The sequence below is a fragment of the Lentilactobacillus parakefiri genome (genome assembly GCF_002157585.1).
GTDB lineage: Bacteria > Bacillota > Bacilli > Lactobacillales > Lactobacillaceae > Lentilactobacillus > Lentilactobacillus parakefiri.
Map to the genome: position 1 here is coordinate 42,710 of NZ_BDGB01000103.1, position 10,691 is coordinate 53,400.

The following is a 10,691-nucleotide window of genomic DNA, read 5'->3' on the forward strand; positions in this document are numbered from 1 at the left end:
CAAGGCCTCAAACACTATATTTTAGCGCTTACATCCGTTATATTTAGAGCGTAAAGAAATCCTCGAGAATTTCTGAGATATTAACGACAAACAAACTTATAGGAGATGCCAATTATGAAACGAGACTTTATCGATACCAACACCTACACCCGAGACGAAATTCAATACCTGATCAACTTAGGTTTACAAATTAAACGCGATATTAAGAACGGTAACTATCCTGATTTATTATCACACCGGACGCTTGGCATGATTTTTGAAGAATCTTCAACCAGAACCCGGGTATCATTTGAAACTGCCATGACGCAACTTGGTGGTCATGCGCAATACCTGGCACCAGGTCAAATTCATCTAGGCTCAGCTGAAAGTGAATCATTAGGCGATACAGCGATTGTGCTTTCCCGTTTGGTTGATATCTTGATGGCCAGAGTTGCTAAGCACTCAACCGTTGAAAAGTTGGCTGAAACGGCCACCGTTCCAGTTCTGAATGGGATGAGCGATTATAACCATCCAACCCAAGAAATCGGTGACATCATCACCATGGCCGAGCATTTACCAGCCGGCAAGAAGCTTTCAGACTGCAAGGTCGTCTTTGTCGGTGACGCCACTCAGGTCTGTGTTTCATTGATGTTCATCGCTTCTAAGATGGGCATGAAGTTCGTTCAATTCGGACCAAAAGGTTACCAAATCAAGCCGGAAACCTTGGAAATTGGCAAGAAGAACGCTGAAGTATCAGGCGGTAGTGTTGAAATCACTGAAGACGCTGATGCAGCCATGAAGGATGCCGACTTTGTCTACACCGACGTTTGGTATGGCTTGTACGAGGCACCACTTTCATATGACGAGCGGATGAAGATCTTCTATCCTAAGTACCAAGTTAATGACGATTTAATGAGTAAGGGAACCTCCCACACCATGTTCATGCACTGCCTACCAGCCAACCGCGGCGAAGAAGTCACCGACAGCGTGATTGATTCACCACATTCAATTGCCTGGGACGAAGCCGAAAACCGCTTGACTGCAATGAGAGCCTTACTGGTCTACTTGATGGCCCCACGGATGAACTACACCGAAAAGCAATTAGATGACTTGAACGATCCTAAATTGAAGTCAATGATCTTAAACTTAGTTGACGACACGACTCATTAATGAGCTGACGCAACGGATGTGCAGGTGAAAGAAATGCAAGACGAGAAAAAATTTAGATTATTTGATGCCGTCCTAATGTCGGTGGTCGTGGTTCTGGTGGTTGAATCAGTTGCGCCGGCAGCTGCAATTGGCCCATCACAGTTCTTTTGGTGGGCACTGCTGTTAATATTCTTCTTTCTGCCATATGGATTGATTTCCGCAGAGCTTGGAACGACATATGACGGCGACGGTGGAATCTATGATTGGGTTAGAAAAGCGTTTGGCCGCCGTTGGGGTGGTCGAGCAGCCTGGCTGTACTGGATCAACTTCCCAATTTGGATGGCCAGTCTGGCCGTCCTGTTCACGGGCGTCATTGGCCAAGTGTTCCCAACCCATTTCGGGACCTGGACCAACGTTTTAATCCAGCTGATCTTCATCGGAATTGTCACTTTGATATCCTCATTTCCAGTTGCTGACAGCAAATGGATTTTGAATCTGGCAGCAATTGCCAAAGTGATTATCATGGTGAGCCTGGGAGCTTTAGGAATCTACGTTGCCATGACCAAGGGCGTTGCCAGCAACTTCACGGTTAAGACGATGCTGCCGCAAATGAATGTTAAGAGCCTTGGATACATTTCAGTGATCTTATTCAACTTCCTTGGCTTTGAAGTTGTGACTTCAATGGCCAGCGAAATGCCAAATCCAAAGAAACAAATTCCCCAAGCCATTATCTGGGGTGGCATATTGATTGCCATCTTCTATGTCTTTGCTGCATTTGGCATGGGCGTGGCAATCCCAAGCAGCGAATTATCAACTTCAAGTGGTTTGATGGAAAGCATTTTGCTCTTAATTGGCGGTAACAATTGGTTTGTAATCTTGATTGCACTGCTGTTCATGTATACTTTAGCTGCCAACCTGATTTCCTGGTCGGCAGGGGTGAACTACGTGGCCTCATACGCTGCCAAGAATCACGATTTGCCAAAAGTTTTTGGAATTGAAAGCAAGAAGACCGGCCTTCCAACGGGTGCAAATCTACTAAATGGTGGCATTGCGGCAGTTCTGGTGGTTATCTCACCTCTGATTCCTAATCAAAATATTTTCTGGGCATTCTTCTCACTAAACGTCGTTGCCCTTCTAGGCTCATACCTGCTCATGTTCCCATCGTTTTGGAAACTTCGCAAATCTGATCCTAAGACTGAGCGTCCTTTCAAAGTACCTGGAAACAAACTGATGATTAATCTGATGACCTGGATTCCAGTTGCTTTACTGGCAATTACAACTATCTTATCCGCTTTTCCTTTAAATGGAAGTGCAGAAGAACTGAATACCAAGATTCCAATTTTGGTTGGTACAATTATCACAGTTTTGCTGGGTGAACTTTGTATCAGAGCTGCCGAAAAGAATTATCCTTTGAAGAAAAAACAAAAGGCGAGCAGTCACCACACAGCAGAAGCATTAAGTAAGAACTAATTCACACAAGAGGAGCAAATACGATGAAAACTTTACAATCATCACCTAAAAAAGACGGCTACAGGATGCCCGGCGAGTTTGAACATCATAAGGGTGTTTACATTCTCTGGCCAGAGCGACCGGACAATTGGCGCAATGGTGCCAAGCCTGCTCAGCATACGTTTGTCAACGTCGCCAAAGCGATTTCCCAATTCGAACACGTGACCGTTGGTGTTTCAGATGCCCAATACGCGAATGCTCGGCACATGCTGCCGGACGAAGTCGAAGTGGTTGAAATTTCCAGTGACGATTCCTGGATTCGTGACTGTGGGCCAACCTTTGTCGTCAATGATGAAGGAGACCTGCGTGGGGTTGACTGGACCTTCAATGCCTGGGGTGGCTTGGTTGACGGTCTTTACTTCCCGTGGGACAAGGACGATCGGGTTGCGCAAAAAGTGACTGAAATGGAACACGCCGACCGTTACCGGCTGGATGATTTCATCCTCGAAGGCGGCTCAATCCATGTTGATGGCGAAGGAACTTTGATCACGACCGAAGAATGCCTGCTGTCAAAGGGACGCAACTCCCAGTTATCTAAAGAACAGATTGAAAATGTCTTGAAAGAATATCTTAACTTGGACAAAGTTATCTGGCTCAAACGCGGGATTTACCTGGATGAAACCAATGGGCACGTCGATAACATTGCCAACTTCGTAAAACCTGGCGTCGTTGCCCTCGCGTGGACGGATGATCAAAATTATCCCCAGTATGAAATTTCTAAAGAAAACTATGACATTTTAAGTAACGCCACCGATGCTAAGGGCAGAAAGATTCAAGTTGAAAAGCTTTACGTGCCAAAGCCAGTAACAATCACCAAAGAAGAAAGTGAAGGCGTGGATGCTGTTGACGGCACACTACCACGTCAGGAAGGTGACCGACTGGCAGCTAGCTATGTCAACTACTACACCGCAAATGGCGGGATTGTCTTCCCAACCTTTGGCGATCCAAACGACGCCAAGGCAGAAGAAACTTTGCAGCGTTTATATCCTGACCGAAAGATTGTTGGCGTTCCTGCCAGAGAAATCCTACTCGGTGGTGGTAATATTCACTGTATTACGCAACAAGTGCCAGCTGGCAGATAGGAGACATTGCAATGGCAAAAATTGTAGTTGCATTGGGCGGCAATGCAATCCTCTCAAAGGATGCTTCAGCCCAAGCCCAAATGAAGGCGGTTAAAAAGACCGCCAAAGAATTAGTGAAATTTATCAAGAACGGTGATCAGTTGATCATCACGCACGGGAATGGTCCACAGGTCGGTAACTTACTGCTTCAGCAAAACGCTGCCGACAGTGAAGCTAACCCGGCAATGCCACTGGATACCTGTGGTGCCATGACGCAAGGAAGCATTGGCTATTGGTTCCAAAATGCCATGAAGGAAGAGCTCTTGGATAGCGGCATTGACAAGGATGTGATGGCAATTGTCACCCAAACGATTGTTGACGAAAACGATCCAGCCTTTGACAATCCTTCCAAGCCAATTGGTCCCTTTTATAAGGAAGCTGATTTGCCGGAAATCAAATCGATGCATCCCGACTGGGAAATCGTAGAAGACGCCGGCCGTGGCTATCGGCGGGTGGTCGCCTCACCAAAGCCTTTGGAAATTAACGAATACGCTGCGATCAAAAAGGTCGTTGATGCGGGGATTGTCCCAATCGTTTCTGGGGGCGGCGGCATTCCGGTTGTCAGAAAAGGTAATCGCTTAATTGGTAAAGAAGCCGTGATTGATAAAGATTTTAGTGCCTCAAAGATTGCTCAATTAATTGATGCTGATAAATTGATCATCTTGACCTCTGCTGGCGGCGTATACTACAACTACGGTAAGCCTGATCAAGTTGAACTCAAAGAAGTTGGCATTGATGATATTCAAAAGCACATTGACGCCAATGAATTTGCCAAGGGCAGTATGATGCCAAAGGTTCAGGCTGCGGTTGCCTTTGTCCGGAATACCGGCAATCCAGCCGTGATCGGTGATTTGGCCGATGTTGAACAAATTATTGAAGGCAACGAAGGCACCACAATCGTCAAAGACGCAGTTGTCGCAGCAGTTAAATAGTTGGGAATTCGACGGGGCGTGGACGAAACGAAGGTTTTGTCCGGGCCTCGTTTCACGTTCGTTAATTTTGACGTTATGAGCATGATAGTGCTTTCACATCAAAACTGTTATAATTGAACGAGAAAATATCGAGGTAAAGTAAAGAATGGAAATAAAAGGTACGACGCCACAGCAGGATCAGTACCGTGTGGCTCCCGAATGGCACGCACACCAGCAGGCCTATATGATGTGGCCGGAGCGCACCGACAATTGGCGAGACGGGGCCAAACCTGCCCAGAAAGTGTTTGCCGAAGTGGCCGGAAAGATTAGCAAGTACGAGCCGCTGACCATGCTGGTATCACGCGAACAATACGAACACGCACTTCATACGCTGCCAGAATCGGTTCGGGTGGTTGAAATGAGTTACAATGATGCCTGGATGAGAGATGTTGGCCCAACCTACTTGGTTAACCAGCATGACGTCCGGGCAGTCAATTGGCAGTTCAATGCCTGGGGTGGCCTGGTTGATGGGCTGTATTTTCCTTGGGATCAGGATAACTTGGTGTCTGAAAAAGTCAGTGATCTGGATCGGATTGACCACTACGACGCCGATTTTGTGCTGGAAGGATCGGCTTATCAAACCGATGGTGAGGGGACGTTAATTGCAACTGAGGAATCCGTCTTGTCTGAGGGTCGCAACGGGCAAATTGACAAGGAAGCTGTTGAAGCGATTTTTAAACGCTATTTGAACGTTTCTACAATCATTTGGCTCAAACGCGGCTACTTCATGGATGAAACTAACGGTGACGTTGACAACATGGTGAATTTTGTCCGCCCTGGCGAAGTTGCCCTGACCTGGACCGAAGACCAGACCGATCCGATGTATGAGATTTGCCACGAAGCACTGGCTATTTTGAGTGCGGCAAAAGACGCCCATAATCGGCCACTGACGATTTACAAAGTCCAAATGCCCAAACCGCTCTTGATTACCAAACAGGAAAGTGAGGGGGTTGATCCGGTCAACGGGCGCCTGCCGAGGTATGCTGGTGACCGGCTGATGGCGACCTATATTAACTGTTACCTAGCTAACGGAGCGGTGATTCTGCCAATCTTTGGCGACGTTCATGACCAGGCGGCCATTGAGCAGTATCAGCAAATTTTCCCCAACCGAAAAATTGAACCCATCTATGCCCGTGAACTGTTACTGGGCGGCGGTGATATTCACTCAATCGTCCTTGGGGTTCCGGATTAGAGGCTATCTATGAACTTTTTTGAAATTATTAAACCGTATGTTGAAAAATTGAATAAGAATGAGTACGGCCTTTTGGATTACGTTATCAAAAATATGACTCAAATTCAGAATAAGAGTATTCGCGAAGTGGCGGCTGCCTGTTACGTTTCGACCACCACTTTTTTGCGTTTTGTCCGTAAAATTGGTTTTTCCGGTTACAGTGAGTTCAGTACCGTGATCAAATACACGGTTTTGAATAGCAACAAGGCGGAAGATCAAACGGAACCATTCGTTGAAGAACAGTCTGCCTATCGAAACGAGTATCTGAAGAATATCGAGGAGACCGTCCGGGTACTGGATGAACGTAAATTGCTGAAAATTTGCCAGGTCTTGGACCATCGACCAAAGCTGTATTTTTTTGCCAAGGGTTTCAGTAAATATTCAGCCGAATACATCGAATACCTATATACCTTGAACGGGTTTATCGTTATTTTTCCCAAAAACCACGAGCAGCGGCGATTGGCTTATCGTAATGTCCAGCCGGATGACGTGATCTTTGTCTTTGACTATGAGGGCGAGGATGACGAATTAATTCAAATTATCCAAAACTTGCAGAGCAAACGCAGCTATGCCATGCTGGTGTCGATTACGGGTGCGAATAACAATACCATTCAAAATATGAGTGACGAGAATTTGTACTTGTTTACCGATGAACTCAAGATCAGTGGTGTGGATATGACTTCTCATGTTTCCTTGATTGTGATTATGGAATTATTGCTGTATCAATTCATGGAGTACCAGAAATCGGGAAAATCCTAAAAGTATGGGTCAGTGTGATTGAAGGTGGCGTTGGCAGATTGCCAGACTTAACACTGAGACTGCCAGTTGTTCAGCAAACCATTAATTGATGAGAACAATCAGTATGGTGGCACTGCAAAAAACGAGTTGGAATTCATCATCCCAACTCGTTTTTGATCTGGTTATTTTTCTTTTAATAAGTTCCTTTGTTTGGCCCGTTTGATTTCGTGGATAATTTTAAGCGCCCGTTTTCGGGTTTTGATATTTGGACTTTTCATTCTCCGGTATGCCGAAGCTAAGTCTTGTTTTTCCATTTTAAAATTCCTTCTTTCAAATATGATTGTCGTAATCCAATTAGCACTCACAGTTAACGTCGCAGTCATCAAATTCATCCAGGTACATATTGGCATTTTGATAAACAATCCGCGTTTCGGGATTCGGCTGTAGACCCTTTCTTCGAATCATCTCTTCAGCTAATTGGGCAAATCGTTGTCGATATTTGTAAATGTAGCAAAGTACGACTTGATCATGGGTGACTTGAGGACCGATTAAGAAGACATTCGGACTGATAGTTGATTCATCCATGTTATTTAGGACGGGCCGATTATGAGCGACCTTAAATAATCGGTTGATTAGGGGACTCTTAGTGACCGCAAAGCCGGTGGCAAAGATTGGTCTCGTGAAGGAAGTGGCCGTTGTCTCATCACTAAATCTCAGTTGGTAGTCTGAAAGTGTCCGTTTAACGGCAACCACTTGTTTATTCGAAATGACGTGGATCATTTCACCATGGGCTAAAAAGCGATTCATGGTGTAGGTTGAAAGTCGTTTGCTTGGATCGGCATCATTTGATTGCAGACCGGTTGTTTCCGTATAGATTGTCGATGGGATACCTCGTTTTGCCAAGTTAACGGCGACGTCAATTCCAGACTCATTGCCGCCGATAATTGCTTGCGGCTGTTTGGCAAACGTGCCATAATCTCGAATATCAGCGTAGTGGAGGCCATCATCCTTGCCGGGGATCTGTGGCCGGAGCGGGTACGAATAATCACGAAGGCCAAAGAAGACGTATTGAGCATCAATGTGTTCACCAGACGAGAGGAGCAGTTCATAGCCGCCATTTTGGGGCTTAACGTTGATGACATTTGCATTGCCAATCACGGGCAGATGTTTCAATAGGGCGACCTGACGGAGATATTCAGCGTATTGATGGCCATTTGGGTGCTCAGCGTTCAGAGAAAATGCCGGTGAAGTGTCAGGGGTAATGGCGTTTAGATCGGGGAAGCCGAAGCCATTGGAAGTAAACGACGGTGAAATGAAGTGGGTTTCTGGATTCCATTTATCAAAGGTTGCTCCGACGCCGTCCTTATCCAAAATGACAAAGTTACTAAGGCCATAATGTTGCATGGCAGCCCCCAGGCCAATTCCTGCTGGGCCGGCACCAATGATGACAATTGAGTAGCGATCGTTCAAAATACTTCATCCTTTCTAGATTGAGGAACGAGTACTGAAATAGACTTGATTAATCCATAGCTAATCAGTGTTCCAACGACTGTGATGGTGATTGTGGTCAGAATGGCGGTTAATTCAGCCACCGTAAACTGCAGATTACCGGCGATTAAGCCACTGGCCCCTTGTGGATTAATGTTAAGGGATGCAAATAAGGTTAATCCAATTGTGCCAATCAAGCCGCCGACACCGTTAATGGCAAATGAATCAACCGGGTCATACAGGTTGCTGGACCCCGCCAACAAATTGCAGCTCCAGTGGCAGACGACGCCACTCACAAGGGCAACCAACAAGATAGCGCTGGTTGAGACGTAGCCAACTAGCGCGGTACTGGTGACTAATCCGCAGATAATGCCATTACTCATATCGGTAATCCGCAGCTTGTTTCGGTTCGCCAGTATCAGCCAGCCACAGGTTGCGCCCAGAACGGCAGTAAGGGTATTGACAATAATTAATGGACCTAAATGCCTGAAGCTGCCAGCTGGTGCCAAGTTAAATCCTAACCAGCCGGTTAAAATAAATAGCGTGGCAACATAGTCCAAGTAGGGATGATCAAGAGCGTCGTCAACCGGCTGATTTCTGACTAAGGCTGCCAATATCAGTGATGTGATGCCCGCTGATAAATGGACGACCAAACCGCCGGAAAATCTAAAGCGCCGAGTTGGTTTAACAGGCCATGAGGTGACCAGATTAAATTTGCCAGCGGAGCGTAGACCAACAGTGTCCATAGTGGTACGAAGCCAGCGAAGAACTGCCAGTTCAGACGTTGAAGGACCGTTCCGGTAAACATAATCACCGCATACAGATAAAAGGCCATTTGCACAACTAAATTAATGTCTAGCGGCTGGGCAAGATTGAATAACTGGTGAGAAACCAAGTGAAAGGCTTCCACATTGCCAAAACTAAGCCAACTGGCAATCCCGATGAGAACGGCAACCATCATCGTCGTTAAATGGTGATCGAGTTCAGCCTTTGGATACCGATTGGCGTACATAACCGGTACGAATAGTATCATCGGCAGCATGACGAGTGTACAGAGCAAGAGATAGTTATTGTCCAAGTTAGCAATCAGCCCCTTCTCTTTAAATGGTAACAGTTACGATTTAGAATCATAAACCAATTTTGCCAAAACTGTCAAGGGGGGATTGTAATATTGGGGCTATTTTTGTTGAAAAATGAAAAGCCAAGTTAATTGCTAATCGATATGTAAGCGGATACAATAATGGTTATAGAAAAGCAGTGATTCGTTGAAGAAAGGACGTGTTATTCATGGCAAGATTTGATAATAAAGTTGCGATCGTTACTGGTGGTGCATCGGGAATTGGTTTAGAGACCGTTAAGTTATTCTTGAATGAGGGCGCAAAAGTAGTTATCGGTGACTTTTCGCCAAAAGGTGACGAAGTGGTGGCTGACTTAAACGCTGGTGGGAATGCTCTATTTGTGAAAACTAATGTGACTGAAGAGGCTGATATCAAGAATTTAATTGCCAAAACGGTGGATGCATTTGGGCATTTAGACATTATGTTTTCCAATGCCGGGATTGCCAACGATGCCAATATTACAGAGTTACCACTGGATAAATGGCAGCGAACGATCGACATCAACCTGACCGGAATTTTTCTCAGCGACAAGTATGCCTTGGAGCAGATGATTAAGCAGGGGACTGGCGGGGCCATCGTCAATGCTGGCTCCATTCACAGCTTGGTTGGGTTGCCGAATGTGACCGCTTATGGGGCAGCTAAAGGTGGGGTAAAGATCTTAACCCAAACCTTGGCAGCCACATACGCTAAGCAGGGAATCCGAGTCAACGCGATTGCGCCCGGTTACATCGATACCCCACTGCTGGATAAGGTGAACCCGGGTGCTAAAGAGCGATTGGCAAAGCTTCATCCACTTGGCAGATTAGGGAAGCCATCCGAGATTGCCAAAGCAGTGGCATTCCTAGCTAGTGATGATGCCTCGTTTGTTATTGGTGCGACACTGGTTGCTGACGGTGGTTACACATCAGTTTAAGCAAAGGTTCGATTGATTAGCAAAGACGATCAATGAATATCGGTCAAAAAAGCCGGAACATAACGATTGGTTAGTTATGTTCCGGCTTTTTTGTGCACCACTGTTATTCAGAATAAACGTTGCCCAGCCCTTAACGTATACGAGAGAAAGCCGGGCTTCATTGCGCTCTAGCTTTTCTTTTCTTCAAACAAAACGCGTTTTCTCAACTTTGGTGAATACTTCATCAACTTCAATCGGTCTGGATTGTTCCGCCGATTTTTAGTGGTTAAGTATTCTTCTCCAGTTTCCTTGTTGTGCATGACAACGTGAATTCTCATGAGATTACCTCCTCGTATTATTAAAAATGTATTCAAGTATTGACCAGCTTCGCTGTTTGGATGCTGTGTGATATTCTCTAATTGTTCATTGGATTCGGATCCAACTGGTATAGGCTTTCGCCTCCTGTAGTTTATCTACATTTTAAGAATGCCGCCC

The 10,691-nt window shown here is 45.7% G+C and carries 10 protein-coding genes and 1 pseudogene; 7 read left to right on the top strand and 4 right to left on the bottom strand.

Features of this window, described 5'->3' with window-relative positions:
- Window positions 1-114: 114 nt before the first annotated feature.
- The 6 genes from ptcA to LPKJCM_RS10450 all read left to right on the top strand — a co-directional run bounded on the left by ptcA (window position 115) and on the right by LPKJCM_RS10450 (window position 6,719).
- Window positions 115-1,149: a putrescine carbamoyltransferase gene (gene ptcA / locus LPKJCM_RS10425; RefSeq protein WP_057961512.1), complete on the top strand. Its 1,035-nt coding sequence runs from the start codon at window positions 115-117 to the stop codon at window positions 1,147-1,149.
- Window positions 1,150-1,182: 33 nt separating this feature from the next.
- Window positions 1,183-2,598 carry an APC family permease gene (locus LPKJCM_RS10430; protein ID WP_057961513.1) on the top strand — a complete coding sequence of 472 codons (1,416 nt, stop codon included), beginning with the start codon at window positions 1,183-1,185 and terminating at the stop codon, window positions 2,596-2,598.
- 23 nt (window positions 2,599-2,621) lie between these two features.
- A complete protein-coding gene (gene aguA / locus LPKJCM_RS10435) occupies window positions 2,622-3,719 on the top strand; it encodes an agmatine deiminase (protein ID WP_057961514.1) in 1,098 nt (365 codons plus the stop codon).
- 11 nt (window positions 3,720-3,730) lie between these two features.
- On the top strand, window positions 3,731-4,690 hold the full coding sequence (gene arcC, locus LPKJCM_RS10440) for a carbamate kinase (protein WP_057961515.1): 960 nt from the start codon (window positions 3,731-3,733) through the stop codon (window positions 4,688-4,690).
- Window positions 4,691-4,835: 145 nt separating this feature from the next.
- The gene (gene aguA / locus LPKJCM_RS10445; protein ID WP_057961516.1) at window positions 4,836-5,921 is read left to right on the top strand and encodes an agmatine deiminase; all 1,086 of its coding nucleotides are present in this window, start codon (window positions 4,836-4,838) and stop codon (window positions 5,919-5,921) included.
- Window positions 5,922-5,930: 9 nt separating this feature from the next.
- Window positions 5,931-6,719 (top strand): MurR/RpiR family transcriptional regulator, encoded by a 789-nt coding sequence (locus tag LPKJCM_RS10450; RefSeq protein ID WP_057961517.1) that lies wholly within the window; start codon window positions 5,931-5,933, stop codon window positions 6,717-6,719.
- Between the two features lie 161 nt (window positions 6,720-6,880).
- Here LPKJCM_RS10450 and LPKJCM_RS10455 read toward each other — a convergent pair whose 3' ends face one another.
- The 3 genes and pseudogenes from LPKJCM_RS10455 to LPKJCM_RS13960 form a co-directional block, all read right to left on the bottom strand.
- Window positions 6,881-7,012 carry a putative metal homeostasis protein gene (locus LPKJCM_RS10455; protein ID WP_087069634.1) on the bottom strand — a complete coding sequence of 44 codons (132 nt, stop codon included), beginning with the start codon at window positions 7,010-7,012 and terminating at the stop codon, window positions 6,881-6,883.
- A 40-nt stretch (window positions 7,013-7,052) separates the two neighbouring features.
- Window positions 7,053-8,168, bottom strand: coding sequence for an NAD(P)/FAD-dependent oxidoreductase (locus tag LPKJCM_RS10460; protein WP_057961518.1), 1,116 nt, complete (start codon window positions 8,166-8,168; stop codon window positions 7,053-7,055).
- Window positions 8,165-9,228, bottom strand: a pseudogene (locus LPKJCM_RS13960) (ammonium transporter family protein). The gene LPKJCM_RS10460 and the pseudogene LPKJCM_RS13960 overlap by 4 nt, the downstream one beginning before the upstream one ends.
- Before the next feature lie 245 nt (window positions 9,229-9,473).
- Here LPKJCM_RS13960 and LPKJCM_RS10470 point away from each other — a divergent pair.
- Window positions 9,474-10,217 carry an SDR family NAD(P)-dependent oxidoreductase gene (locus LPKJCM_RS10470; RefSeq protein ID WP_057961521.1) on the top strand — a complete coding sequence of 248 codons (744 nt, stop codon included), beginning with the start codon at window positions 9,474-9,476 and terminating at the stop codon, window positions 10,215-10,217.
- Window positions 10,218-10,384: 167 nt separating this feature from the next.
- Here the strand turns inward: LPKJCM_RS10470 and rpmG are convergent, their stop codons facing one another.
- Window positions 10,385-10,534: a 50S ribosomal protein L33 gene (rpmG, locus tag LPKJCM_RS10475; RefSeq protein ID WP_013727157.1), complete on the bottom strand. Its 150-nt coding sequence runs from the start codon at window positions 10,532-10,534 to the stop codon at window positions 10,385-10,387.
- Between the last annotated feature and the right edge of the window lie 157 nt (window positions 10,535-10,691).

Bases quoted from the DNA above. Each gene is read 5' to 3' on its own strand.
- aguA (WP_057961516.1), top strand. From the start codon at position 4,836: ATGGAAATAAAAGGTACGACGCCACAGCAGGATCAGTACCGTGTGGCT.
- LPKJCM_RS10430 (WP_057961513.1), top strand. From the start codon at position 1,183: ATGCAAGACGAGAAAAAATTTAGATTATTTGATGCCGTCCTAATGTCG.
- aguA (WP_057961514.1), top strand. From the start codon at position 2,622: ATGAAAACTTTACAATCATCACCTAAAAAAGACGGCTACAGGATGCCC.
- ptcA (WP_057961512.1), top strand. From the start codon at position 115: ATGAAACGAGACTTTATCGATACCAACACCTACACCCGAGACGAAATT.
- LPKJCM_RS10470 (WP_057961521.1), top strand. From the start codon at position 9,474: ATGGCAAGATTTGATAATAAAGTTGCGATCGTTACTGGTGGTGCATCG.
- rpmG (WP_013727157.1), bottom strand. From the start codon at position 10,534: ATGAGAATTCACGTTGTCATGCACAACAAGGAAACTGGAGAAGAATAC.
- LPKJCM_RS10455 (WP_087069634.1), bottom strand. From the start codon at position 7,012: ATGGAAAAACAAGACTTAGCTTCGGCATACCGGAGAATGAAAAGTCCA.
- LPKJCM_RS10450 (WP_057961517.1), top strand. From the start codon at position 5,931: ATGAACTTTTTTGAAATTATTAAACCGTATGTTGAAAAATTGAATAAG.
- arcC (WP_057961515.1), top strand. From the start codon at position 3,731: ATGGCAAAAATTGTAGTTGCATTGGGCGGCAATGCAATCCTCTCAAAG.